The following is a 24,958-nucleotide window of genomic DNA, read 5'->3' as shown; positions in this document are numbered from 1 at the left end:
GGGGTGGCGGCTCTCCACGTCCACACGGCCGTGGAGAGCGACCCTGGCGGTGGCGGGCCGGTCAGAGGGAGAGCGTGGTGCGCTCGGTGGTCGCCACGTCGGCGACCTGGGGGGCGTCCGCCTCCGCTCCGGTCACCAGCACCGCCGAACCGCCCGAGGCGAAGACCCGGGCGAGGACGCCCACGATGTCCGCGCGCTCCAGACCCGCGATCATCGCCCGACCGGACAGCGCCGGGTCCGCGAGCTGGTGCACTCCCAGCCCGTCCAGGGCCTGCCCACCCGCACCGGACGGTACGAACGCGTCCGGGTGGATCCGGCAGGCCTCCGCGAGATCGGTGACGCCGGGGGGTACATCCACACCGGCCGCGGCCAGCGGACGGCCCATCGGGTCGGTGGTCATGAGAAGGGTCTCGACATCGGTCGGATGGCGGTCCAGCCGTTCGGAGGTGGTGACCACCGCGACGGCGTCGTCGGCCGCTCCGGTCCGTACCTCGGCCCCCGCCCACCATACGCCCAGGAGTACCCCGGCGGTGAGCCAGTGGGCCGGCAGGTCACACACCACGACCTCACCCGGTGCCACGCCCACCTCGTCCCGCAGCAGTCCGGCGATCTTGGCGGCCCAGTTGGCGGTCGAGACCACCGACAGCTCGATGCGGGACGGGGCCTCGAGGTCGTAGTGGGTGACCAGCGGCGCGCCCGGGTCCGCGGAGAGCAGCGGCTGGAGCACGGTGTCTGCGGCGGTGTTCACGGTTCGTCCTCCGGATCGTCGGGCGGGCCCGGTCAGTTGACACAGGGGACGTCCGAGCCCCCGGCGTCGAAGGTGGGACGCTGCGCAATCGAGGGCGGCAGCGGGGCGTAGGTGGTGGTCCCGGGGGAGAGGGACTCGGTCGTCGACGCGTCTCCGGTGGGGCCGCTGTAGTCCTCCGCGAGGACCACCCGCACGGCCCCCGGGGGCACCGCGGGATCGACCTGTACGGGCAGGCCGCCCAGGGCGTCGGAGACCGCGAACGCCACGGGGTCGTCCGCCGAACCGGCCGCCACGTGCGAGGTGTACGCGGCGGCGGGGTCGGTGAGCAGGTCCCCGACGCCGTACCCGAGCTCGCTGAGGGAACCGGAGACCCGGGCGGCGAGACCGTCGATCACGGTGGTGTTGACCACGGACACGCTCACGGAGGCGGGGTCCACACCGGGAGTGCCGGTCCCGGTCTCCTCGGACTCCTCGGGCAGGTCCTCCGAGCTGGCGAAACCGCCGACGAACTCGGCGACCTCGTCGGGATCGACGGTGACGATGGACTCGCCCCACTCCGTGAACGAGTCGATGCTGGTGACGGGGATGGTCTCGAACCGCACGTCGCCGCCGCTGATGTCCTGGAGTTTCATGGCGAAGTCCACGAAGTCCCAGTCCTCGTCGATGACGAACGAGCGCCTGGCCGCGTCGACCAGCGCTCCGAGTTTGGACGGGTCCGCGAGCGTGCCAGCCGACAGGGTCTTCTTGACCAACTGGGACATGAACGCCTGTTGACGGACGATGCGGTCGAGGTCTCCGGCTGGCAGGTCGTGCCGCTGCCGGACGAAGCTCAGGGCGTCCGACCCGGAGACGGTCTGGACCCCCGCCCGGAAATTCGCGCCGGACAGCGGCTCATCCACGGGTTCGTTCAGGCACACGGGGACCCCACCGACCGCGTCGGTGAGGAGCACGAAGCCCAGCAGCCCGATCTCCGCGTAGTGGTCGGCCTGCACGCCGGTGAGGTCCTGGACGGCGTTGATCAGTCCGTTGCGGCCGGCCTGCACGGCTTCGCGCTGGTCCTGCTCGGTGAGCGCGCCGTCGGGGTCCTCCGCGATCGCCTCCTCGAGGTGGGCCTCCTTGTAGGCGGAGTACACCCCGTTGATCTTGCTGCCCCCGAGGGTCCTGGTCTCCACGTAGACGTCCCGCGGGATGGAGATCGCGGTGGCCGAGCTGCCGTCCTCCGGGATCCGGATGAGCAGGATGGTGTCCGTGTTCTCGCCGTCCTCCTCGCCCGTCCGGATGGTGGCGAGCTCCTCCTGGCTCAGCGGCTCGCCCTGGGCGTCGGTGCGGTTGTCCGTACCCACCAGGAGGATGTCGACGGCACCGTCGAGACCGCCGTCGCCCACGTCGAGGCCGCCGGCGGAGGACAGGTCCGAGCTCAGACCGTTGAACAGCGACCAGCCCACACCGGTGACCAGGAGGCAGAACACCGAGACCAGCGCGGCGAGCACGCGGCCGACCCTCGAGGCCACCGGTCGGGAGGGGGTGGCACGACGTCGACCGCGCCCGGGGGCCGGTGCGCGACGGGGCGTCGCTGGTAGCTCGGCGCTCATCCACCGTCCTTGTCGTCGAATCGGGGCGGTCGGTCCGCTCCGGCGAGTGGAGGGACGGGCCCGCGGGCCGGTGGCGTCGGGGCGGCACGAAGACCGCACGAGGCCGCCGATGATCACCCCACGGTACCGCGCCGCGCGCCGGGCGTCGGAATCGGCGTGCAGCGTCGTAGGGTGTTGCGCGTGACGACCCGACTGCCCGTCGTGACGGTGACCTACTCTCCCGGCGACCATCTCCGACGCTTCATCGACACCCTGCCCGGGTCCACGACGAGGCCGGTCGGGCTGGTGATGGCGGACAACGGTTCCACGGACGGCGCCCCCGAGGCGGCGGCGGCCGCGCACGACTTCGCCGACTTCTTCCCGACCGGGGGGAACCTGGGCTACGGGACGGCCATCAACCGCGCCGTGACGGAGATCTCCGGCCGCCCCGAGGACTTCGACCAGGAGTTCGTGCTGGTCGTCAACCCGGACGTCCGGTTCGAGCCGGGTTCGGTGGACGCGCTGCTCGAAGCGGCGGACCGCTGGCCCCGCGCGGCGGCCTTCGGACCGCGGATCGCCGAGCCCGACGGGTCCGTGTACCCCTCCGCCCGCGCCGTCCCGCGTCTCGGCGCCGGTGTCGGTCACGCCCTCCTCGGCCCGGTGTGGCCGGGAAACCCGTGGACCGCCCGGTACCTCGATGATGCGGACATGGACACCGAGCGCCCCGCGGGGTGGTTGTCGGGTTCGTGCCTGTTGCTCCGGCGGGAGGCGTTCGACGCGCTCGGCGGATTCGACGAACGCTATTTCATGTACCTGGAGGACGTGGACCTGGGGGACCGGCTCGGCCGCGCCGGGTGGCAATCGGTCTACGTGCCGTCGTCGGTGATCCACCACGACCAGGGCCACGCGGCCAGGACGGTGCCGGAGTTCACCCTCCGCGCGCACCACCGCAGTGCGTACCTGTTCCAGGCGGACAGGCATCCGCACGTGTGGCAGGCGCCGATACGCTGGGCCCTCAAGGCCGGCCTGCAGCTGCGGTGCCGCCTCGCGATCCGATCCGCCAGGCGCGATCTACGCTGACGCCGGGCAAGACCATCCACCGGCCCGTCCGGGCCGCGCGAGTGCGCGGCCTCGGGGCCCAACACAGCGGGAGCCAGAACGTGACCTCGACGACCTCCTTCAGCGCCGGGCCGGGCGAACCGGTCGCGGACTCCGTCCCGATCGCCGCCACCGAGCCGATCGCCGACACCGAGGCGGTGGTCCTGGTGGGCGGCAAGGGGACCCGTCTACGGCCGTTGACCATCTCGGCGCCCAAGCCGATGCTCCCCACCGCCGGCCTGCCCTTCCTCACCCATCTGCTCTCGCGGATCCGGGCGGCCGGGATCCGGCGCGTGGTGCTGGGGACGTCGTTCAAGGCCGAGGTGTTCGAGGAGTACTTCGGGGACGGGTCCGACCTCGACCTGGAACTGACGTACGTGGTGGAGACCGAGCCCCTGGGCACCGGTGGCGGCATCCGCAACGTCCTGGACCAGCTCACCGCCTCGACGATCATGGTGTTCAACGGGGACGTACTGGGGGGCACCGACCTCACCCGGATCCTGGACCTCCACCACGCCAAGAACGCCGACCTGACCATGCACCTCGTGCGCGTCTCCGACCCCCGCGCGTTCGGCTGCGTGCCGACCGACGACGACGGGCGGGTGCTGGAATTCCTGGAGAAGACGCAGGACCCGCCGACCGACCAGATCAACGCCGGCTGCTACGTCTTCCGGCGCGAGCTCATCGAGCAGATCCCGGAGGGCGTCCCGGTCTCGGTGGAGCGTGAGACCTTTCCCCAGCTGCTCGGGGAGGGTAGGCGGGTCTACGGCTTCGTCGACTCGGCGTACTGGAGGGACATGGGCACGCCCGAGGACTTCGTCCGCGGGTCCTCCGACCTGGTGCGTGGCATCGCGCCGTCGCCCGCGCTCGCCGGCAACCACGGGGAGGCGCTCGTCCACGACGGCGCGGGCATCGGCGCCGGGGCGGTCCTCATCGGCGGCACCGTCGTCGGGCGCGGAGCCGAGATCGGTGCGGGCGCGCGACTGGACGGGGCCGTGGTCTTCGACGGCGCCCGGATCGAGGCCGGGGCCACGGTCGAGCGGTCGATCATCGGGACCGGGGCGCGCATCGGCCACCGCGCGCTGATCCGCGACGGGGTCATCGGCGACGGCGCCGACGTGGGCGCGAGATGTGAGCTGCTGCGCGGGGCCCGGGTCTGGCCCGGGGTCGTGATCCCCGACGGCGGGATCCGCTACTCCACGGACATGTAGGCGTCCCCGGTCGAGCGCGGGGCCCGGGGCGGGGCCGGCTCGGCGGGTACGCCGACGGCCACGGCCCCGAGCGGACGCCAGGTCGCCGGCAGGTCGAGAGCGCGCAGGGTGGTCGCGGCGGCGAAGATCGTCGAGCCCACCCAGCACGACCCCAGACCGCGGGCCGCCAGCGCCACGAGCAACGACTGCACGGCCGCGCCGCCGGCGACGGTGAACATGGTCTCCTCACAGGCGTTCCTGCGCGGGTCCGGGTAGTCGTGGGCCCCGGCGGAGTCGTCCACGAACGGCAGGACCAGCTCGGGGCAGGTACGCAGGAGGTCCCCGCGGGCCAGGCGCCGGGCCAGGACGTCGCCCGAGTGACCGTCGGCCCTCAGGTCCGACTCCCAGTCGGCGCGGAGCGCGTCGAGCAGCCGCGTCCGGGCGCCGCCGGTCACCCGGACGAACCGGACCGGGGTGCTGTGGTGCGGTGCGGGAGCGGTGAGGGCGTCGGCCACAGCGTCTTCCAGTGACCCGGCGGGGACCGGCTCGCCGGAGAACCGCCGGACCGAGCGGCGCCCGGGGACGGCCTCCCGGCGCCCCTGCGCCAGCGCCTCGGCGGTGCCCAGCCGGAACAGGTCCGACGCGCTGTCCCGGACCAGGTCGCGGGCTCGACGGGGGGCGCTGTCCTCGTCGTCGTCCGGGAGCAGCAGGTGTCCCACCCCCCGGACCACCGCGACGGGTCGGGCGCCCAGCTTGCCCTTGACCAGGTCGGCGGCCGCAGCGATCTCGTCGGCCACGGCGACATCGGTGACCTGGAGTTCGTTGCCCTGCCGGTCGACGGCGCCGTCGTACCCGACCGACACGCGAAGTCCCGCCGCGCCGATCGCCACATCGGTCTGACCGGTGCGCCAGGCCCGGCCCATGGTGTCGGTGACGACGACCGCCACCGTCACCCCGGTCCGCCGGCGCAACTCGCGCGCCAGCGCGGAGGCGGAGGCGTCGGGGTCCTCGGGGAGCAGCGCGAGCTCGCCGGTCTCGACGTTGGAGCCGTCCACGCCCGCGGCGGCCTGGACGATGCCGAGTCGGTTCTCGGTGATGAGGGTGCGGTTGACCCGCGCCACCACCCGCACGGACTCCTGCTCGACCAGCTGTCTGCGCAGGGCGTCACGCTCGTCGGGGTCGGTGGGGGCGGCCACGATCCGTCCCTCGGTCTTGGAGAGCACCTTGGAGGTGAGTACCACGACGTCGCCGTCGGCCAGTCCGTGTGGGTCACCGGTGAGGACGCCGGCCAGTATGCCCGCGAGGTCGTCGCCCGGCCGGAACTCCGGCAGTCCGTCCGGGGCCCACAGTCGGACGTCCGCGGGGGCGGCGTGTTCGGCCGACCAGTGGCGGATCTCGGGGACGGCGCCGTCGGTCATCGGTCGGACCGCACGGGGACCTCGAGACCGGCCAGCTCGATGGCGGCCGCCACCATCCGCGCCGTGGCGTCCGGGTCGGTCATGAGCAGCGGGGCCTCGCGGACGGCGATCCCGTCCACCTCGCCCCGGGAGTCGCCGGGGCCGTCGCCGGGGCCGTCGCCGGGGGCGACCAGCCAGCCGTCGAGCAGGCCGGTGCCCGACCGGGCGCCGAAGTGCCGGGCCACGGCCAGGGCGGAGGTCTCGACCCCGATCGCGGTCAGGCACGCGTCGGCCATCCCGCGGAGCACGGCGCCCCCGATCACGGGGCTCACCCCCACTACGGGCGCGGAGGTGGAACGCAGCGCGGCGCGGATCCCCGGGACGGCGAGGATCGCACCCACGGACACCACGGGGTTGGAGGGGGCGACGACGACGAGGTCGGCCGCCTCGATGGCCTCGATGGTCTCCGGGGTGGGCCGGGCCGCGTCGGCACCGATCTGCACGAACCCGGAGGCCGGCAGCTGTGCCCGGTGACGGACCCACCACTCCTGGAAGTGGATCGCCCGCTCGCCGGCGCCGTCTGCGCTGTCGGTGGCGTCGGGCACCACCACATGCGTCTCGCAGCGGTCGTCGGTCACGGGCAACAGGCGGACGCCGGGGGACCAGCGGACGGACAGGGCCTCGGTGATGTCGGTCAGCCGGTAGCCGGCGCCGAGCATCTGGGTGCGTACGAGGTGCGTGGCCAGGTCCTTGTCCCCGAGCCCGAACCAGTCGGGCTGGACGCCGTAGGCGGCGAGTTCGTCCCGGCAGTTCCAGGTCTCGCCCGCGTGTCCCCAGCCGCGGTCGGGGTCGATGCCCCCGCCGAGGGTGTACATGCACGTGTCCAGGTCCGGGCAGATCCGAACGCCGTGCATCCACGCGTCGTCACCGACGTTGACCACCGCGTCGACCCGGTGCGCGGGGTCGGCGCCCCCGGGTCCGGTCCCCGCGCCCTCCGGCGCGGGATCCAGTCCGAGAAGTCGGCGTGCGCCGAGCAGGAAACGGGCGCCACCGACGCCACCGGCCAATACACAGATCCTCACGTGGTCCAAGAGTAGTGACGAGGTCGTGCACCGGCCCCGGTGGCCGTGCCCGGCAGCCCCGGCCACGGCGTCGACGGTGTCCTACGCCACACCGATTCGCGGCGTGTCACCGACCTGGCTGTCGGAGGAAAATGCTAGGGATCCCGGAATTCGCTTGACCTCTGCGACTCGCATGTGTGTAATCACAGGTGTGTCATTCTCATCTGAGCGGCACCTCAAGGCCCGGCAGACGCATGAGCGACGAGCAAAGTAACACGAGGGGATGACCGTGGATCGACAGTCACGCACCGCAGCGGGGCCCGAACTGACCCTGGTCGACTTCGGAACCGGTGCGCTCTTCGTGGAGGACGAGGAGGAGAGCTGGCAGGACCGGGCTCTCTGTGCCCAGACGGATCCCGAGGCGTTCTTCCCCGAGAAGGGCGGCTCGACCCGCGAGGCCAAGAAGATCTGTACGGGGTGCGAGGTCAAGGCGGAGTGCCTCGAGTACGCACTGGCCAACGACGAGCGCTTCGGTATCTGGGGCGGGCTGTCCGAGCGCGAACGACGCCGCATCAAGCGCGAAGCCGTGATGTGATCCCGCACGGGACCGACCGGTCCCGATCACTGCCCAGGGCCCTCACCGCCTGACCGTCCCCCCGGGAGCGGTCAGGCGTCGTCGTCCGGCCCTGCCTCGACATCGTCCGGCGAGATCTCCAGGTGCTGGGAGACCAGCTCCACCAGGACCGAGTAGACCAGGTCACGCAGGTCGTCCCCGCCCTGCGCCCGGCGGGTCAGCGGCTTGCGGAAGAGCACCAACCGGGCCCTCGTGGGCTGGCCGGAACGGTCGACACCGGCGGGGACCAACCGGGCCAGCGGGACGAGGCCGTCCGCCACGACCTCCTCCGGCCACGATTCGCCGGGCTTGAGACGCATCCTCGGCACCATGTCCACGGCGAGGTCCAGATGCACCAGCCGGGAATGCCAGTGCTGGTCGATCTCCGCGAACGCCTCGAGGGCGGCGGCGTCGAACTCGGCGGCCCGGCTCCGCCACCGGGGGACCTCCGGCGGCAGGACCGGTCCCCGGGGACCGTGACCGCGCCGCTCGGCGCGCCGGGAGGTCACCACGCGTGGGCCGCGGGGTCCGGGGTCCCCGGGGAAGTCGCGGACCGAGATCCGGCTGCCGGCGCACACGTCGTTCTGGCCGGCGCCGGGGATGGCGTTGCCGGTCGGAGGTCGACCGGGAACCGGTGCGGGTGGGGTCATGGAAGCGAGGGTAACCGCCGCCGAGCGGGCGCCGCGGTAGCGGCGCGGCACCGGCGCGGCGGGTCGCGGCACACCCCGCGGCCCCGTCGGACTACCCTGGGGCCTCGTGAGTGAGAACCGTCGTTGCTGCCGCCCGGGGTGCCCCAATCGTGCGGTCGCCACGCTCACCTACGTCTACGCGGACTCCACGGCGGTCGTCGGACCGCTCCCGGCCATCCGGGAGCCGCACTCGTGGGACCTCTGCGCGGCGCACGCCCTGCGCATCACCGCCCCTCGGGGCTGGGATCTGGTGCGCCACCCCGATATCGACGCCTCGGCGGAGGACTCCGACCTCACCGCGCTGTTGGACGCCGTGGCCGGCGGGCCGGTCGGCGGCCGCAGGGCGGGGGCGGCGCTGGTGGACGCGGACAGGCTGCGCCGCCTGGGGGTGTCCGACCCCGGGCGCGTGCTCGCCGAGGCCCCGGCGGAGCCGTCCGGTGGCCGCCCCCACCTGCGGGTGGTCCCCGATTCCACGGATCGCGCCGAGCCCACGGGGGCCGGGGTGACCGACGGCTCCCGGGGGCCGGGCCCCGACTGAGGGGCCCGTGCGCCTCCGCTGCGCACAGGGCCCCCGCCGCCGGTACGCCGGCAAGCGGGGTCCGGGTGGAATCCGGCGGGTAGGGTCGACTGATGACACCGTCCGAACGCCTCTCATCCCTGGAGCAGCACGTGGCACGTAGCGCCGAGTCCGTCACAGCAGTCATCAAGGCCTACGACGTCCGAGGCGTCGTGGGCGAGCAGATCGACTCCGACTTCGTCCGCGAGGTCGGTGCGTCGTTCGCCCGCCTGATGCGGTCGGAGGGCGCGGACACCGTGGTGGTCGGCCACGACATGCGGGACTCCTCGCCGGCGCTGTCCCGGGCGTTCGCGGAGGGCGTCACCGCCCAGGGCCTGGACGTGGTGACGATCGGCCTCGCGTCGACCGACCAGCTCTACTACGCCTCGGGTCTGCTCGACTGCCCGGGCGCGATGTTCACCGCCAGCCACAACCCGGCCAAGTACAACGGCATCAAGCTGTGCCGGGCGGGCGCGAAGCCGGTCGGCCAGGAGTCGGGGCTCGGCGTGATCTCGGACGAGCTGGTCGAGGGCGTCCCGGGGTTCGACGGCGAGGCCGGAGCGGTCTCCGAGCGTGACGTGCTCGAGGGCTACGGGTCGTACCTGCGCGAGCTGGTCGACCTCTCGGGGATCCGCCGGCTCAAGGTGGCCGTCGACGCCGGCAACGGGATGGGCGGACACACGGTGCCCGCCGTCCTCAGCGGGCTCCCCCTGGAGATCGTCCCGCTGTACTTCGAGCTCGACGGCGAGTTCCCCAATCACGAGGCCAACCCCCTCGAACCGGCCAACCTGGTCGACCTCCAGGCACTCGTGCGCGAGAGCGGCGCGGACATCGGGCTCGCCTTCGACGGGGACGCCGACCGCTGCTTCGTCGTGGACGAGCGGGGTGAACCCGTCGCCCCGTCGGCCATCACGGCGCTGGTGGCCGGGCGGGAGCTGGACAAGGAGCCCGGCGCCTCGATCATCTACAACCTCATCACCTCCCGGGCCGTCCCCGAACTGGTCGAGGAGAAGGGCGGCGTCGCCGTCCGCACCCGGGTGGGCCACAGCTTCATCAAGGCGCAGATGGCGGACACCGGGGCGATCTTCGGGGGCGAGCACTCGGCGCACTACTACTTCCGTGACTTCTGGGGTGCCGACTCCGGCATGCTCGCCGCGATGCACACCCTCGCCGCCCTGGGGGAACAGGAGTCGCCGCTGTCCGAGGTGATGGCCGAGTACACCCGGTACGCCGCCTCCGGGGAGATCAACTCCACCCTGGACTCGGCGGAGGCCCAGGTGGCGCGGATGGACGAGGTGATCGAGGCGTTCTCCGGCCGCGCCCGGTCGGTGGACCGGCTCGACGGCGTGACCGTCGACCTCGGCGACGGCGCCTGGTTCAACCTCCGCGCGTCCAACACCGAACCACTCCTGCGCCTCAACGCCGAGGCGCGCACCGGGGAGGACGTCGCGGCAGTGGTCGACGAGGTCCTCGCGATCGTCCGTGCCTGACCTGACCAGCGACACCGGGTCCGGCAGGGTGGACCTGGACGACGCCGACGCCCTGAGATCCTCCGACGCCTCCGGGGCCCTGCTCCACGCCTCGATGTCCGGTGCCCAGCTCCGGGCGGTCGCGACGGCGGTCGACGCCGGGGCCCTCGACGGGCTCACGGGGTTCCGTCCCCGGTCACTCGTGTGGATCTCGGGGCGCTCGGACCGGGCACGGCACGCCGTCGGGGTGGTCACCGCCCTCGCCGAGCTCGTCGGCGGGCCCGCCGTTCCGCCGCTGGTCCACGCCCACACACTCCCCGCCTGGGTCGGGGCGTTGGACGTCGTCCTGGTCTCGGGCGACGACGCCGGGGACCGGGACCTGGTGTACGCCGTCGACGGGGCGGCGGGCCGTGGCGCCGCCGTCGTGGTGGACGTGCCGCGGGAGGGCCCGGTGGGCGAGTCGGGCGGCGGCCGGGCCACCTGGCTCGAACCACTTCCCTATGTCCCTCCGCACCGCGGGGTCCTGCACCACATGGCCGCGGGGATGGCGGTCCTCACCGCACTGGGCGCCCGCGGTCTGGACGTCGGTGCGGCCGCGGACGCGGTCGACGTCGAGCTCGAGGGCCTGGGCCCCGACCTCGCGACGCCGGTCAACCCGGCCAAGCTCCTCGCGGCCTCGGTCGCCGGGTCGGACCCCCTCGTCTGGATCCACTCGGACCCGTTGTCCGCCGCCTACTGCGACCGGGCCGTGGCCGCGTTCTGCGACGCCGGGCGGGTCACGGCGTCCTCCTCCGTCACGGACGCCGTCCGGTCACAGGCCGAACGCGCCCGGGGCCGCCCCGCCGCGGATCCCCTCGCGAGCCTGTTCCACGACGACCAACTGGACGGTGAGCGGGAGCACAGGACCATCCGACACCTCGGTATGGTGTTGAGCGCGGACGAGGAACTCGTCCGGTTGGCCGCGGGCCCGCTCGCGGACGTCGAGTGGGTCACCGATCGTGGTCGGGACACGGCCGGTCTCGCCCCGGCCCCGTTGAGCGGAAAGGTGGCCGCGCTCATGGCACGGACCGAACTGTCCGCCGCGTACCTACTGGTCGGGGGGCTCTAGATCCGTGGTGGCACTCAGCCCGGTCGTCCAGGCGTACGCCTGGGGCTCCCGGACCGCCCTCCCCGAACTGTGCGGGACCGTCTCTCCCGCCCCGCACCCGGTGGCCGAGCACTGGTTCGGCGCCCACGACTCCGGTTCCTCCCTCTGCGCTGACGGCCGGGGGCTGGACGCCCGGATCGCGGCCGACCCCGTGGGTGAACTCGGCGCGCGGGTGGTGCAGGAACACGGGGGCGGGCTGCCGTTCCTGGTCAAACTGCTGTCGGCCGAGCAGGCGCTCTCGCTCCAGGCGCATCCGTCCCCGGAGCGGGCGCGCGAGGGGTTCGCGGCGGAGGACGCGCGTGGGATCGCCGTCAACGCCCCCGACCGCAACTACCGCGACGTCAACCACAAGCCGGAGATCCTGGTGGCGTTGACCGACTTCGACGCGCTGGTGGGATTCCGTCCCGTGGCCCGGACCGTGGCGCTGCTCGATGCGCTCGACGCCCCGGTGCTGCGTCCCTACCGCGAGATGTTGGCCGGTCAACCGGACGCGGAGGGCGTCCGCGCGGTCTTCACCACCTTCGTCACCATGCCGCACACGGCGCTGTCGACGGCGGTGGCGGACCTGGTCACCTCGGCCGTCGGCTACCTCACCGCCGAGGGCGTCGGGGGCGAGTGGTCGAACGAGGCCACGACCGTCGTGGAACTGGCCGAACGCTATCCCACGGACCCCGGTGTGTTGGGCGCGTTGTTGCTCAACAGGGTCGTGCTCCGGCCCGGTGAGGCCGTCTACCTGGGTCCCGGCCAGCTCCACGCGTACCTGCGCGGGGTGGGCGTGGAGGTCATGGCCAACTCCGACAACGTCCTGCGGGGCGGACTGACGCCGAAACACGTCGACGTCCCCGAGCTGATGCGCGTACTCGAGTTCGACCCGCTCGCGGATCCCACGGTGCGCCCGGTACCCGCCGGCCGCGGGATCCCGGGGGAGATGGACTACCCCACACCCGAGCCCGACTTCGCGCTCTCGCGGATCGCCGCGCCCCCGGGTTCGGCGCCCGTCACCTACCGGCCCGACGGCCCCGAGGTCCTGCTGTGCACGTCCGGACGTCTGCTGGTGACGGAGAACGGCGCCACCGGGACCCTCGGCCCGGGTCACGCGGTGTGGGTGCCCGCCTCGACCCCCGAGGTGGTGCTGGACGCGGCCGACGGGGCCACCGTTTTCCGCACCCGCGTCGGCGGTCCGGCGACGGGGACGTCGCACAGGTAGAGCGCCCCGCTAGTGTGGTGCGGAAGTCTGTTTCGAACTACGAGGAGCTGGTCGCACACATGTCCGCTGATCTGCACGTGCAGTCCGTCAACGGTGTCGAGTTCAAGGTGGCGGATCTGTCGCTGGCGGAGGCGGGCCGCAAGCAGATCCGTCTGGCCGAGCACGAGATGCCCGGTCTGATGGCGCTGCGTGAGGAGTACGCGGCGGAGCAGCCGCTCGCGGGTGCGCGGGTCGCGGGCTCGATCCACATGACGGTGCAGACCGCCGTCCTGATCGAGACCCTGACCGCGCTGGGCGCGGAGGTCCGCTGGGCGTCGTGCAACATCTTCTCGACCCAGGACGAGGCGGCCGCCGCGGTCGTGGTGGGCCCCGAGGGCAGCCCCGAGGCGCCGTCGGGCGTGCCGGTGTTCGCCTGGAAGGGCGAGACGCTCGCCGAGTACTGGTGGTGCACCGAGCAGATCATGACGTGGCCGAACGCCGAGCCCAACATGATCCTCGACGACGGTGGTGACGCCACCATGCTCGTGATCAAGGGCAAGGAGTTCGAGAAGGCCGGCGCCGTCCCGTCCGACGACGACGCCTGGTCGGCGGAGGAGAAGGTCTTCCACGCGCTGCTGCGTGAGTCCGTCCCGGCGAACCCGGGCAAGTACACGGCCATCGCCGAGGCCGTCCAGGGCGTGACCGAGGAGACCACCACCGGCGTGCACCGGCTGTACCACTTCCACGCCGAGGGAGTGCTGCCGTTCCCGGCCATCAACGTCAATGACGCGGTCACCAAGAGCAAGTTCGACAACAAGTACGGGACCCGTCACTCGCTGCTCGACGGGATCAACCGCGGTACCGACGCCCTCATCGGTGGCAAGAAGGCCCTGGTGTGCGGTTACGGAGACGTGGGCAAGGGCTGCGCCGAGGCCCTGGCCGGTCAGGGTGCGCGTGTGCAGGTCACCGAGGTCGACCCGATCAACGCGCTGCAGGCGCTCATGGACGGGTTCGACGTGGTGACGGTGGACGAGGCCATCGAGGCCGCCGACATCATCATCACGGCCACGGGCAACAAGGACATCATCACCTTCGAGCACATGACGCGGATGAAGAACAAGGCCATCCTCGGCAACATCGGTCACTTCGACAACGAGATCGACATGGCCGGTCTCGAATCCGCCGCGGGCGTCACCCGGATCAACATCAAGCCACAGGTCGACGAGTTCGTCTTCGACGATGACGGCCGGTCGATCATCGTGCTGTCCGAGGGCCGTCTGCTCAACCTCGGAAACGCCACCGGCCACCCGTCCTTCGTCATGTCGAACAGCTTCTCCGATCAGGTGATCGCCCAGATCGAGCTGTTCACCAAGGCCGACCAGTACCCGGTGGGCGTGCACCTGCTGCCCAAGATCCTCGACGAGAAGGTCGCGCGCCTGCACGTGGAGGCGCTCGGCGGCTCGCTCACCACGCTCGCCAAGGACCAGGCCGAGTACATCGGCGTGGACGTCGAGGGCCCGTACAAGCCCGACCACTACCGGTACTGATCCGGCCACCGGTGGTGACGCGGCTGGTCGTCGTCGAGGGACTCGACGGCGCGGGCAAGAACACCCTGACGACCGCGCTGGTCGGCGAGCTCTCCGGTCGCGGGGTTTCGGTGGGCCGACTCGCGTTCCCCCGGTACGGCACGCTGCACGCCGACCTGGCCGCCGACGCCCTGCACGGCGGCCAGGCCGGCGCCGCGGACTCACCCCACGCGATGGCGTTGCTGTTCGCACTGGACAGGCATGCCGCCCGCGACGAACTCCGCGAGCTCGGGAGCTCGCACGACGTGGTCCTGCTCGACCGGTACGTGGCCTCCAACGCCGCGTACTCGGCGGCCCGTCTCGGTCCCGGCCGGGAGGCGGAGGTGCTCGACTGGATCGGTGCACTCGAGTTCGACCGCCTCGGACTCCCGGTGCCGGACCTGCAGATCCTGCTCGACACCCCCACCGGGCTGGCCGCCGAGAGGGCGGGCTCCCGGGAGGCCTCCGACCCGGGCCGGACCCGGGACCGCTACGAGAGGGACGCGGCGCTCCAGGCGGCGACCGGCGATGTCTACCGCCGGCTCGCCGCCTCCGGATGGCGGTCGCCCTGGCGGGTACTGGGAGCGGACCCCGACGTGCGGGGGTTGGCGGACCTCGTCGTCGGCGCCCGGGGCGAGCCGTGGGCCCGGTCCGGCGGTGGGTCCGGGTAAGGTCTCCAGGGAAGAACCCGGCCCGCGGTCACCCCCGCGGGGCCGCGTTCCCCCGACACACACGCCGACACAAGTGGTGACAATGACCCCGAAGATCCTGGTCGTAGACGACGACGCAGCACTGGCAGAGATGCTCACCATCGTCCTGCGGGGCGAGGGGTTCGACACCGAGGTCGTGGGCGACGGTGTCCAGGCCATCGAGACCTTCCGGTCGGTCCAACCCGATCTGGTCCTGCTCGACCTCATGCTGCCGGGCCGGAGCGGGATCGACGTGTGTCGCGACATCCGGGTCGAGTCCAGGGTGCCGATCGTCATGCTCACGGCCAAGACGGACACCGTCGACGTGGTCCTGGGGTTGGAGTCCGGCGCGGACGACTACATCATGAAGCCGTTCAAACCCAAGGAGCTGGTGGCCCGGATCCGGGCACGCCTGCGCCGGGGAGAGGACGAGCCGAGCGAACTGCTGCACATCGGCGACGTGACCATCGACGTCCCCGCGCACACGGTGACGCGCGACGGCACGCCGATCCCACTCACCCCGCTGGAGTTCGACCTGCTGGTCGAACTGGCCCGCAAGCCCCGCCAGGTCTTCACCCGTGAGGTGCTCCTCGAGCACGTGTGGGGCTACCGGCATTCGGCGGACACGCGCCTGGTCAACGTGCACGTCCAGCGCCTGCGCGCGAAGATCGAGAAGGACCCGGAGAACCCCGAGGTGGTCCTGACGGTGCGCGGCGTCGGGTACAAGGCGGGCCCGGTCTCGTGACCGCACGTCGCACGGACGACGCGGCGGCGTCCTCCGGCGACGAGCGCGACACACGGGACGTGGCCGACTCGTCGACCCTGCGGGAACGGATCCGCGACCTCGACCTCACAGCTCTGGGGTTGCGTTTCGCGCGCCTGTGGCGGCGGTCCCTGCAGCTCCGGGTGGTCACCTCGACCCTGGCGCTGTCCATGGGTGTGATCCTCACGATCGCGTTCATGTTGCAGAGCCAGATGGCCGCGCAGTTGTTGTCCACCAAGCTGGACGCCGCCGTCGAGCAGGCGGGCAGGCTCCGGGTGACCGTCGAGGCGCAGATCGCGGCGACCGACGAGGGCACCAGTGAGCAGTCCCGGCTCGACCAGGCGCGCAGCGCGTTGGGCGAGCGGGGGATCGCCTCCGCCGGGGAGTCGGTCCACGCGGGCACCTTCGACCCGATCCTGGTGGTGCCCGACCAGACCGGACGCGGGCAGGTCGTCAGCCCGGGCGGCTCGCAGGTCCCGCCCGAGCTGCAGTCGCTGGTCCAGCGGGGGCGCATCGCCTACCAGTACGTGACCATGGACTTCCGGGGCGAGCCCGCCAAGGCGCTGATCATCGGCACCCCGACGGACTCCTCGATCCCCGGGCTCGAGCTCTATCTGGTGTACCCGCTCATCGCCGAGGAGCAGACCCTCGGGATCATGCGCGGGATCGTGGCGACCGCCGGCCTGGCGATCATCGTGCTCAGCGCGGCGATCGCGTGGATGGTGGCCCGGCAGGTGGTGCTGCCGGTCCGGCAGGCGGCGTCCATCGCGCAGCGGTTCGCCAACGGGCACCTCAAGGAGCGGATGGTGATCCGGGGGGAGGACGACGTCGCCCGGTTGGCGATGGCGTTCAACGACATGGCCCAGAGCCTGTCGGACCAGATCACCCAGTTGGAGGAGTTCGGCGACCTCCAGAAGCGGTTCACCTCCGACGTCTCGCACGAGCTGCGCACCCCGCTCACCACGGTCCGCATGGCGGCGGACATCATCTCCGACTCGGCCGACCACCTCGACGCCCCGACCAAACGGGCCGTGGAACTGCTGGAGTCCGAACTCGACCGGTTCGAGAGCCTGCTCACCGACCTGCTGGAGGTCTCCCGTCACGACGCGGGCATGGCCGAGCTGTCGGTCTCCGCGATGGACGTCCGGGGAGCCGTCGCGGACGCGGTGTCCACCGTGTCGCACATCGCCGAGTCCGCCGGCGTGCAGGTCGAGGTGGACATGCCGGACGAGCCGGTGGTGGCCGAGGTGGACTCCCGCCGGGTGGAGCGCATCCTGCGCAACCTGGTGGCCAACGCTCTCGACCACTCCGAGTCCAAGCCCGTCCGGGTCACTCTGCGTGGGTCCGACGCCGCCCTGGCCGTCTCGGTGCGCGACCACGGTGTGGGACTGAACCCCGGCGAGGAGTCCCTGGTGTTCAACCGCTTCTGGCGAGCGGATCCCTCGCGGGTCCGTCGGTCGGGCGGCACCGGGCTGGGACTGGCGATCGCCCTCGAGGACGCCAAGTTGCACGGTGGTCGACTGGACTGCTGGGGCAGTCCCGGTGAGGGTTCGTGTTTCCGCCTGACCATTCCGCGTCGCCACGGGGGCACGCTCACCTCCAGCCCGCTGCCGTTGACACCCGAGGACGAGGCGCGGCTCGTGCGGACCGGGTCCCCGACACCGCTGGAGCGGGTCCCCGGGACCGAGGACGCGCGCTCATGAACCGCGCCCGGGCACTCCTCGCCGCGGTGGCGATGATCTGCGCCACCGCGCTGGCCGCCTCCGGCTGCGCGACGCTGCCCTCGTCGTCGTCGCCCCAGGTCATCGACACCTTCTCGCCGCCCGGTCCCGGGCTGACGGTCCCCACCCCCGTACCCGACCAGGAACCGGATCTCCTGGTCCGTGACTTCCTCAAGGCCGCGGCGATCGCCGACCAGAGGCACGCGGCGGCACGGCAGTTCCTCACCCCGGAGGCGGCGGAGAGCTGGGACGACTCGGCGGAGACGACCATCGTCCTGCGAGCCGATCTCAGCGCCGAGGGTGGCCGGGAGGCCGACCGGGCGGAGTACACACTGCGCGCCGAGAAGGTCGGTTCGCTCGACCCCGGTGGGATCTTCAGGGAGGACGTCGGCCAGCTCGAGGTGACGATAGGGCTCGCCCGGCAGGACGGGCAGTGGCGGATCGACGAGCTGCCCCCGGGCGTGGTCATCGAGAAGTCCGAGTTCTTCTCCACCTACGCCCAGCGCGATCTGTTCTTCCTGTCCGGTTCCGGGGACTCCCTGGTCCCCGATCCGCGGTGGACGGCCGCGAACCGCACCGACCTGGGCTTCTCCCTGGTCAACCTGCTCGCCACCGGTCCCCGGCCGGGGCTCGAGGCCGCCGTGCTGTCCCGGGTCCCGAGCTCGGTCTCGGTCCGGCCCGACGAGGGAGAGGACGGGACGACGGGGTTCGGCACCACCATCGACTTCACGGGGTTGCCGGTGCTGAGCAGCCAGGCCACCATGCAGTTCGCCGCGCAGGTGGTGTGGACCCTGGCCGGCTCGGACGTGCCCGGCCCGTACCGGCTCGAGCGCGACGGCGCGCCCCTCGACGAGCGCTACGTGGACGGGTGGACCACGGAGGACGTCCGGATGCTCGACCCGTATCCCCCGGCGGAGCCGATGCGCTACGCACTCACCGCCGCCGACGGCCTGGTCCGGCTCGAGGAGGGTGGCGCGCGCCCGGCCGGTGGGCCCTGGTCGCAGGTCCGCGGGGGTCGCAGCGCGACCATGTCCTATGACGGCAGGTCGCTCGCGGTCATCGCCGGCGACGACCGCGCGGGTCCCCGGAGACTGCTCATCGGGGCGATGGACGGCGAACCCGAGGAGGTGCTCACGGCCCGGACCCTGACCGGCCCCACGTTCCACCCGGTGGACGGGCGGGCGTGGGTGATGGCCGACGACACCAGGCTGCTGCGGGTCGACACGGACGGGGACGTCCCGACGGTCCAGGAGATGGACGGAGCCCCGATCCGTGCGCTGGGGTCGCGGGTCACGGCGCTGCGGATCGACCAGTCCGGCGCCCAGTTGGCCGTGGTCGTCGACGGCGAGGTGTACATCGGCGCGCTGTCCGCCGAGACCGGTCAGCCCGTGGCCGGTTCGTTCCGCCAGATCGGCCTGGCGTTGGGGGAGTCGGCGACCGTCGTCGCGTGGCGGGACCGCTCGACGATCGTCGTCGGTCAAGACACGACCGAGGTGCCCGTGTCGACGATCACCGTGGACGGTGCGATGACCGAACTGCTGTCCCAGCGCAACATCGCCGGGCCGGTCACGGGGGTCGCCGCCGCGGGCCGCGAGGTGTACGTGGTCGACCAGCGTTCGCTGCTGCGACTGGACACGGCGGCGGAGACCGGCGACCGCTACTGGCGGGAGATCCTCGGACTGGCCGCCATCCGGGCGGACCCGGTCGTCGCGGGCTGATCCGGTGCGGCCGGGGGCCCGCGGCGGACAGCCGAGTGCACGGGGTCCGGGCTGGGCGGCGGCGCTGGCCGACCTCGTGGTCCCGCTCGAGTGTGCGGGGTGCGGTCGCGCGCGCGAGCGGTGGTGCGCGGAGTGCGCGCTGACGCTGGCCGGGGGTCCTGTCCGCGTGCGGACCCGCGCGGACCTCGGGGTACCCGTGTGGGCGCTCGCCCGACACACCGGACCCGCGGCCCGGGCGGTATCGGCCTACAAGGACCGCGGCCGTCCCGATCTCGCGCGACCCATCGGCGCCGCGCTGGCCGCCGGCATCGACGCCCTCAGGGCGGCGGGAGAGATACCTGAGGCGTCCGAACGGCCGACGGTGCTCGTGCCCGCGCCGGCGTCCGCGCGGGCACGCCGTCGACGGGGGTTCGACCACGTGCGCGAGGTGGTCGACGCGCTCGCCGCCGAACTGGCCGGGTCGACCCCGGGCGGTCCCGTGGCCGTGGCCCCCGTGCTGGAGGTCCGCGGCCGGGTGAGGGACGCGGCGGGGCTGGACGCGCGGGCGAGGTCCGACAATCTCTCCGGCCGGATCCGGCGACGTCCCGAGGGCACCCCGGTCCGCGCCTCGCCCGGCGCCCCGTCGACGGTCGCCGCGCTGCTGGCGTCCCCGGCCACGGTTCTGTTGGTGGACGACGTGGTGACCACGGGTGCCACGGCCGCCGCGTGCGTGGGGGTGCTGAAAGTAGGCGGGTTGCGCGTCGACGGGGTCCTCGGGGTCACCGCCGCGTGAGGTCCGGGGTGACTTCCGGACTACTTGAGGCGACTCCGGTCCGGTGCACAGGCGACGGGGTAATGTGGGCGACGGACGGGGTTCACCAGCGCGTTCACCAAATGTTGCCCGGTGGTGTCCACCGTCCGCAGAGTGTCCACTCAGCCATGTGGGTTGACCCCTCGACCGGGGTCCCGGGCGGTAACCGGGCCGGTCGTAGAGGTCCGCCGCAGGCCCGATGAGGAGGAGCTTCGATGGCGAAGACCCCCGCAGTCCTGCTCGACCCCGCCACCTTCGACGGCCCGATGACCGACGATCCCGGCGCCCCTGACGCACAGGTCACGATCAAGGGCCGCAACGTCGAGGTCCCCGACCACTTCGCGTCCCGGATCCAGACGAAGCTCGCGAAGATCGAGAAGATCTCGCCGGCGATCACGCGGTTCGACGTGGTCCTGTTGCACGAGAAGAACCCACGCCTGGCAAAGGCCAGCCAGCGGATCGAGATCACCCTCAAGGGCAAGCCGGGCGTCGCCCGTGCGGAGGCCGCGGAGGACACCTTCTACGCCGCCCTGGAGTCGGCGGTGGCCAAGCTCGAGCGGCAGATGCGCAAGGCGCGCACCCGGCGCAAGATCAGCCATTCCGGCCATCGTCGTCCGCAGTCGGTCGCCGAGGCGACCGCGGAACTCGCCTCCGAGGCGGCTCCTGCGGACGTGCTGGACGAGTACTCGGACGGGGTCGACGACCAACTGCCCGGCCAGATCGTGCGCCGCAAGGAGCACGACGGGACCCCGATGTCGGTCGACGAGGCACTGGAGAAGATGGAGTTGGTGGGTCACGACTTCTACCTCTTCCGCGATTCCGAGACCGGCAACCCGACCGTCGTCTACCGGCGGCACGCCTTCGACTACGGGCTCCTCACCTTGAGTGACGAGGCCTGACGGTCGCACTCCACACACCCCGGGGGCGGCCCGGTCCACACGGACCGGGTCGCCCTCGGCGTGTATCCCCCGTCCGGAACACCTAGGATGAGGTCCGGACCCGCGTGTCAGCCGCGCAGGTCGCCAGAGACCCAGACCACCCCGACCACGAGGACGTTCGAGACTGTGTCCATCCTTTCCAAGCTGCTCCGAGCCGGCGAAGGTCGAAAGCTCAAGCGGTACAGCACTCTCGCCGACTACGTGGACACGCTGTCCGACCAGACGGAGAAGCTGACCGACGACGAGCTCCGCGCCAAGTCCGACGAGTTCAAGGGTCGGTTGGCCGAGGGTGAGACGCTGGACGACCTGCTCCCGGAGGCGTTCGCCGTAGCGCGCGAGGCCGCCTACCGGGTCCTGGGGCAGAAGCCGTACAAGGTGCAGATCGTCGGCGCCATCGTGCTGCACACCGGTGCGGTGGCGGAGATGAAGACCGGTGAGGGCAAGACGCTGACCTGTGTGCTGCCCGCGTACCTCAACGCCCTGTCGGGCCAGGGTGTCCACGTGGTCACGGTCAACGACTACCTGGCCAAGCGCGACGCGGAGTGGATGGGCCGTGTCCACCGCTTCCTCGGACTGTCCGTGGGCGCGATCCTCGGGGGGATGACCCCGGCGCAGCGCCGTGAAGCGTACGCCGCCGACATCACCTACGGCACCAACAACGAGTTCGGCTTCGACTACCTGCGCGACAACATGGCGCACGACACCGCGGAACTGGTCCAGCGTGGCCACAACTACGCGGTCGTCGACGAGGTCGACTCGATCCTCATCGACGAGGCCCGGACCCCGCTCATCATCTCGGGCCCCGCCGACGGATCGAGCAAGTGGTACGGGGAGTTCGCCCGCATCGCTCCGCTGCTCGAGGAGGGGACCCATTACGAGGTCGACCGCAAGAAGCGCACGATCGGCGTGTCCGAGCAGGGTGTCGAGTTCGTCGAGGACCAACTCGGGATCGACAACCTGTACGAGGCGGCCAACTCGCCCCTCGTCAGCTACCTGAACAACTCCATCAAGGCCAAGGAGTTGTTCACCAGGGACAAGGACTACATCGTCCGGGACGGCGACGTGATCATCGTCGACGAGTTCACCGGTCGTGTCCTCGACGGTCGCCGCTACAACGAGGGCATGCACCAGGCCATCGAGGCCAAGGAGCGGGTGGAGATCAAGGCGGAGAACCAGACGCTCGCCACGATCACCCTCCAGAACTACTTCCGGCTCTACGAGAAGCTGGCCGGCATGACGGGCACGGCCGAGACCGAGGCCGCCGAGCTGTACTCGATCTACAAGCTCGAGGTCATGCCCATCCCGACCAACCGCCCGATGGTGCGTGAGGACCAGGCGGACCTGATCTACAAGACCGAGGAGTCGAAGTTCGCCGCCGTGGTGGAGGACATCTCCGAGCGCGTCGAGAAGAAGCAGCCGGTGCTCGTGGGTACCGCCTCCGTCGAGCGCAGTGAGCACCTGTCCAAGCAGCTCACCCGCAAGGGCATCAAGCACCACGTGCTCAACGCCAAGTTCCACGCGTCCGAGGCGCAGATCATCGCCCAGGCCGGTCGGCCGGGCGCGGTCACCGTGGCGACCAACATGGCCGGTCGTGGTACCGACATCGTGCTGGGCGGCAACCCGGACATCATCGCCGACCTCAATCTCCGTGAGCGGGGACTGAACCCGGTGGACACCCCGGAGGAGTACGAGGAGGCGTGGGACGCCGAGATCGAGCGCATGCGCAAGCTCAGCAAGCAGGAGGCGGAGCGGGTCCGTGAGGCCGGCGGTCTCTACGTCCTGGGTACCGAGCGGCACGACTCCCGGCGCATCGACAACCAGCTACGCGGTCGCTCGGGCCGTCAGGGTGACCCGGGTGAGTCCCGGTTCTACCTTTCTCTCGGTGACGAACTCATGCGGCGTTTCAACGGTGCGGCCGTCGAGGCGATCATGAACCGGCTGAACCTGCCCGATGACGTGCCGATCGAGGCCGGGATGGTCTCGCGGGCCGTCAAGAACGCCCAGACCCAGGTCGAGTCGCAGAACTTCGAGATCCGCAAGGACGTCCTGAAGTACGACGAGGTGATGAACCAGCAGCGCACGGTCATCTATGGCGAGCGCAAGCGGATCCTCGAGGGCGAGGACATCACCGACCAGGTCGAGTCGATGATCTACCAGGTCGTCAGCGCCTACGTCGACGGTGCGGCAGCCGAGGGATATGTCGAGGACTGGGACCTCGACAAGTTGTGGGACGCACTGGGGCAGTTGTACCCGGTCTCGATCACCTCCGCGGCCATCATCGAGGGTGACGAGTACGGGTCGCCGGGCGACCTGTCCGCCAAGAACCTCAAGGACGCGATCCTCGACGACGTCTTCGCCCGGTACGACGACCGGGAGTCGGAGATCGAGGGCATCGGTGGCGAGGGCGCGATGCGGCAGTTGGAGCGCTCGATCATGCTGCAGGTCCTGGACCGCAAGTGGCGCGAGCACCTCTACGAGATGGACTACCTCAAGGAGGGCATCGGGCTGCGGGCGATGGCCCAGCGCGATCCCCTGGTGGAGTACCAGCGCGAGGGGTACGACATGTTCTCGGCGATGATGGACGGGGTGCGCGAGGAGACCGTCGCGTTCCTGTTCAACGTCAAGGTCGAGGCCTCGCCCCAGCAGAAGTCGATGGCGGCCCCGTCCGCGGCGCAGGCCGCATCCCTTGCCGGCGCCAACACCATCCTGCAGGCCGCGGGCACGGGCCGCGACGTCTCCGACGACCAGATGCAGTTCTCCGGTCCGTCGGAGTCCGGCGACGCACAGCTCGTCGACGAGGGCGTGCCGGCGAACCGGGCCGAGCGACGGTCCCAGGAGCGGCAGGACCGGCTCGAGCGACGGGAGCGGGCCGCCAGGGCCGCCTCCCGTGGGCGTAAGGGCTGACCCGCCGCCACCGGCGGGCGGGGCGTCAGACCAACCTGAGCGCGGTGCAGGTCGCCCCGGTCTCGGAGACCCGGATGCGGGCCGCGACCGCGAACAGCCGCGGCCCGCGGGCGTAGGTGGCGCACACCTCGTAGTCGGCGGTCGCCTCGGATCGCGTCCGGCCGGAGCCCCCGGTTCCGGTGTCCGCGTCCGGGCTGCCGCACGCGGGCGCGCCCGGCCCGGCGCCGGCGGCGTGGATGTGGAGACGGTGTACCCGGGCCGGACCGAGGTGTTGTCCGGGGACGCCTCCCCGGGCGAGTGCCCGCAGCATCTCGACGAGGTGGGGCGCGAACGCGCCCCGGGTGTGGTGCGGGGCCCGCTTCCTGTCGACGACTTCCAGGGCCATGATCACCAGGGCGTGGGCCGCCCTCCTCGCCGGGACCGGAACCGCGTCCTCGGGTGTCGGCGCGGGCGCCCGCACCGGGGGGCACCCCACCTCGTGCCCGGCGGGGCCCGGCCCGGGTTCGGTCGAGGGCAGGGGTCGGACCCTGTACTCGTCGGGCGAGGTCTCCCGGATCGACGCGATACCGCCGGCCGACGGGTGCGACACGGGTGTCGGGGTCATGTTCTCTCCACTCCCTCCCGCGATGACCGGGTCGGTCTCGCGTCCTTCCACCCGGTATGACGCGCCGCGACGGGTAGCCGGTTCCGGCTCCGCTACTGCACGCTCGACGGGCGTTGCCTAGGCTGTCCCCATGCGAGGACTGATAGTCGACTACTTCGGGGTGCTGGACGGCACGGATGAGGACCGCGAGAGCTGGCGGGAGATCCTCAGCGGTGCGCGGGCCAACGACGTGCGACTGGCGGTGCTCAGCAACGAGCCCGAGGGGCCGGGGGCCGACCGGGTGCGTGAGGACGCGCGCGGGTACGGGATAGACCACGTGGTGCTCAGCGGTGTGACCGGCGTGGAGAAGCCGGAGCCCGGGGCGTTCCTCGAGGCGGCCCGGCGACTCGAGCTCGAGCCCCGGGAATGCGTGATGGTCGACGACGCCATCGAGAACGTCCTCGGTGCCGTCCAGACCGGCATGATCGGCGTGTTCTACCAGGTGTTCGACCGTGCGGCCGTGGAGATCCGGGGACTGCTCGGACTCGACGAGGCGGTCTGA

At 71.8% G+C, this 24,958-nt stretch carries 22 protein-coding genes; 16 read left to right on the top strand and 6 right to left on the bottom strand.

All coding sequences use genetic code 11. The annotated features are described in order from the left end of the window. Nucleotides 1-61: 61 nt before the first annotated feature. Both NJE57_RS07310 and NJE57_RS07305 read right to left on the bottom strand, forming a co-directional pair. A complete protein-coding gene (locus tag NJE57_RS07310) occupies nucleotides 62-748 on the bottom strand; it encodes a TIGR03089 family protein (protein ID WP_319027728.1) in 687 nt (228 codons plus the stop codon). A gap of 32 nt (nucleotides 749-780) precedes the next feature. Then, nucleotides 781-2,340, bottom strand: a complete 1,560-nt coding sequence (locus NJE57_RS07305; protein WP_319027727.1) for an LCP family protein — start codon at nucleotides 2,338-2,340, stop codon at nucleotides 781-783. A 180-nt stretch (nucleotides 2,341-2,520) separates the two neighbouring features. Between NJE57_RS07305 and NJE57_RS07300 the strand changes: the two genes are divergently transcribed. Next, entirely contained in the window at nucleotides 2,521-3,399 is an 879-nt protein-coding gene (locus NJE57_RS07300; protein WP_319027726.1) for a glycosyltransferase family 2 protein, read from the top strand. Between the two features lie 140 nt (nucleotides 3,400-3,539). Next, on the top strand, nucleotides 3,540-4,628 hold the full coding sequence (locus tag NJE57_RS07295) for a sugar phosphate nucleotidyltransferase (RefSeq protein WP_413464383.1): 1,089 nt from the start codon (nucleotides 3,540-3,542) through the stop codon (nucleotides 4,626-4,628). Here the strand turns inward: NJE57_RS07295 and NJE57_RS07290 are convergent. Beyond that, nucleotides 4,610-6,025 (bottom strand): coenzyme F420-0:L-glutamate ligase, encoded by a 1,416-nt coding sequence (locus NJE57_RS07290; RefSeq protein WP_319027725.1) that lies wholly within the window; start codon nucleotides 6,023-6,025, stop codon nucleotides 4,610-4,612. The two genes, NJE57_RS07295 and NJE57_RS07290, sit on opposite strands and share 19 nt — an antisense overlap. Beyond that, nucleotides 6,022-7,086 (bottom strand): 2-phospho-L-lactate transferase, encoded by a 1,065-nt coding sequence (cofD, locus tag NJE57_RS07285; RefSeq protein WP_319027724.1) that lies wholly within the window; start codon nucleotides 7,084-7,086, stop codon nucleotides 6,022-6,024. The genes NJE57_RS07290 and cofD overlap by 4 nt, the downstream gene beginning before the upstream one ends. 262 nt (nucleotides 7,087-7,348) lie before the next feature. Between cofD and NJE57_RS07280 the strand changes: the two genes are divergently transcribed. Then, nucleotides 7,349-7,660 carry a WhiB family transcriptional regulator gene (locus tag NJE57_RS07280; protein WP_319027723.1) on the top strand — a complete coding sequence of 104 codons (312 nt, stop codon included), beginning with the start codon at nucleotides 7,349-7,351 and terminating at the stop codon, nucleotides 7,658-7,660. 71 nt (nucleotides 7,661-7,731) lie between these two features. On the opposite strand, the gene NJE57_RS07275 is transcribed toward NJE57_RS07280, so the two are convergent. Continuing rightward, on the bottom strand, nucleotides 7,732-8,187 hold the full coding sequence (locus NJE57_RS07275; RefSeq protein WP_413464382.1) for a metallopeptidase family protein: 456 nt from the start codon (nucleotides 8,185-8,187) through the stop codon (nucleotides 7,732-7,734). 247 nt (nucleotides 8,188-8,434) lie between these two features. On the opposite strand from NJE57_RS07275, the gene NJE57_RS07270 reads away from it, so the two are divergent. The 12 genes from NJE57_RS07270 to secA all read left to right on the top strand — a co-directional run bounded on the left by NJE57_RS07270 (nucleotide 8,435) and on the right by secA (nucleotide 23,813). Continuing rightward, complete coding sequence (locus NJE57_RS07270) at nucleotides 8,435-8,905, top strand: DUF3499 domain-containing protein (RefSeq protein WP_319027721.1); 471 nt, start codon at nucleotides 8,435-8,437, stop codon at nucleotides 8,903-8,905. A gap of 131 nt (nucleotides 8,906-9,036) precedes the next feature. Continuing rightward, nucleotides 9,037-10,413, top strand: a complete 1,377-nt coding sequence (locus NJE57_RS07265) for a phosphomannomutase/phosphoglucomutase (RefSeq protein WP_319027882.1) — start codon at nucleotides 9,037-9,039, stop codon at nucleotides 10,411-10,413. Next, a complete protein-coding gene (locus NJE57_RS07260; RefSeq protein WP_319027720.1) occupies nucleotides 10,406-11,500 on the top strand; it encodes a hypothetical protein in 1,095 nt (364 codons plus the stop codon). Before NJE57_RS07265 ends, NJE57_RS07260 begins: the two co-directional genes overlap by 8 nt. Before the next feature lie 4 nt (nucleotides 11,501-11,504). Further along, nucleotides 11,505-12,746 (top strand): mannose-6-phosphate isomerase, class I, encoded by a 1,242-nt coding sequence (gene manA, locus NJE57_RS07255; protein ID WP_319027719.1) that lies wholly within the window; start codon nucleotides 11,505-11,507, stop codon nucleotides 12,744-12,746. A 59-nt stretch (nucleotides 12,747-12,805) separates the two neighbouring features. Further along, nucleotides 12,806-14,272: an adenosylhomocysteinase gene (ahcY, locus tag NJE57_RS07250; RefSeq protein WP_319027718.1), complete on the top strand. Its 1,467-nt coding sequence runs from the start codon at nucleotides 12,806-12,808 to the stop codon at nucleotides 14,270-14,272. Nucleotides 14,273-14,283: 11 nt separating this feature from the next. Next, a complete protein-coding gene (locus NJE57_RS07245) occupies nucleotides 14,284-14,961 on the top strand; it encodes a dTMP kinase (RefSeq protein ID WP_319027717.1) in 678 nt (225 codons plus the stop codon). 82 nt (nucleotides 14,962-15,043) lie between these two features. Then, nucleotides 15,044-15,724 carry an MtrAB system response regulator MtrA gene (gene mtrA / locus NJE57_RS07240; RefSeq protein ID WP_413464376.1) on the top strand — a complete coding sequence of 227 codons (681 nt, stop codon included), beginning with the start codon at nucleotides 15,044-15,046 and terminating at the stop codon, nucleotides 15,722-15,724. Next, nucleotides 15,721-17,445, top strand: a complete 1,725-nt coding sequence (mtrB, locus tag NJE57_RS07235; RefSeq protein WP_319027715.1) for an MtrAB system histidine kinase MtrB — start codon at nucleotides 15,721-15,723, stop codon at nucleotides 17,443-17,445. The genes mtrA and mtrB overlap by 4 nt, the downstream gene beginning before the upstream one ends. Beyond that, nucleotides 17,442-19,181 carry an LpqB family beta-propeller domain-containing protein gene (locus NJE57_RS07230; RefSeq protein ID WP_319027714.1) on the top strand — a complete coding sequence of 580 codons (1,740 nt, stop codon included), beginning with the start codon at nucleotides 17,442-17,444 and terminating at the stop codon, nucleotides 19,179-19,181. The genes mtrB and NJE57_RS07230 overlap by 4 nt, the downstream gene beginning before the upstream one ends. 166 nt (nucleotides 19,182-19,347) lie before the next feature. Further along, a complete protein-coding gene (locus tag NJE57_RS07225; protein WP_319027713.1) occupies nucleotides 19,348-19,953 on the top strand; it encodes a ComF family protein in 606 nt (201 codons plus the stop codon). A 233-nt stretch (nucleotides 19,954-20,186) separates the two neighbouring features. Continuing rightward, nucleotides 20,187-20,870, top strand: coding sequence for a ribosome hibernation-promoting factor, HPF/YfiA family (hpf, locus tag NJE57_RS07220; protein WP_319027712.1), 684 nt, complete (start codon nucleotides 20,187-20,189; stop codon nucleotides 20,868-20,870). Between the two features lie 165 nt (nucleotides 20,871-21,035). Continuing rightward, nucleotides 21,036-23,813: a preprotein translocase subunit SecA gene (gene secA / locus NJE57_RS07215; protein ID WP_319027711.1), complete on the top strand. Its 2,778-nt coding sequence runs from the start codon at nucleotides 21,036-21,038 to the stop codon at nucleotides 23,811-23,813. Between the two features lie 25 nt (nucleotides 23,814-23,838). Here the strand turns inward: secA and NJE57_RS07210 are convergent, their stop codons facing one another. Next, on the bottom strand, nucleotides 23,839-24,417 hold the full coding sequence (locus NJE57_RS07210) for an Rv3235 family protein (RefSeq protein WP_319027710.1): 579 nt from the start codon (nucleotides 24,415-24,417) through the stop codon (nucleotides 23,839-23,841). 130 nt (nucleotides 24,418-24,547) lie between these two features. Here NJE57_RS07210 and NJE57_RS07205 point away from each other — a divergent pair, with 130 nt between their 5' ends. Then, complete coding sequence (locus NJE57_RS07205) at nucleotides 24,548-24,958, top strand: HAD-IA family hydrolase (RefSeq protein ID WP_319027709.1); 411 nt, start codon at nucleotides 24,548-24,550, stop codon at nucleotides 24,956-24,958.

It is taken from the genome of Dietzia sp. PP-33 (assembly GCF_033790845.1).
In the GTDB taxonomy this organism is placed as follows: domain Bacteria; phylum Actinomycetota; class Actinomycetes; order Mycobacteriales; family Mycobacteriaceae; genus Dietzia.
This window is presented reverse-complemented; position numbering and strand designations above follow the sequence as displayed.

Coding starts and splice junctions, on each gene's coding strand:
- NJE57_RS07305 (WP_319027727.1), bottom strand. CDS start 2,340: ATGAGCGCCGAGCTACCAGCGACGCCCCGTCGCGCACCGGCCCCCGGG.
- NJE57_RS07290 (WP_319027725.1), bottom strand. CDS start 6,025: ATGACCGACGGCGCCGTCCCCGAGATCCGCCACTGGTCGGCCGAACAC.
- NJE57_RS07280 (WP_319027723.1), top strand. CDS start 7,349: ATGACCGTGGATCGACAGTCACGCACCGCAGCGGGGCCCGAACTGACC.
- ahcY (WP_319027718.1), top strand. CDS start 12,806: ATGTCCGCTGATCTGCACGTGCAGTCCGTCAACGGTGTCGAGTTCAAG.
- mtrA (WP_413464376.1), top strand. CDS start 15,044: ATGACCCCGAAGATCCTGGTCGTAGACGACGACGCAGCACTGGCAGAG.
- NJE57_RS07230 (WP_319027714.1), top strand. CDS start 17,442: ATGAACCGCGCCCGGGCACTCCTCGCCGCGGTGGCGATGATCTGCGCC.
- hpf (WP_319027712.1), top strand. CDS start 20,187: ATGGCGAAGACCCCCGCAGTCCTGCTCGACCCCGCCACCTTCGACGGC.
- NJE57_RS07210 (WP_319027710.1), bottom strand. CDS start 24,417: ATGACCCCGACACCCGTGTCGCACCCGTCGGCCGGCGGTATCGCGTCG.
- NJE57_RS07205 (WP_319027709.1), top strand. CDS start 24,548: ATGCGAGGACTGATAGTCGACTACTTCGGGGTGCTGGACGGCACGGAT.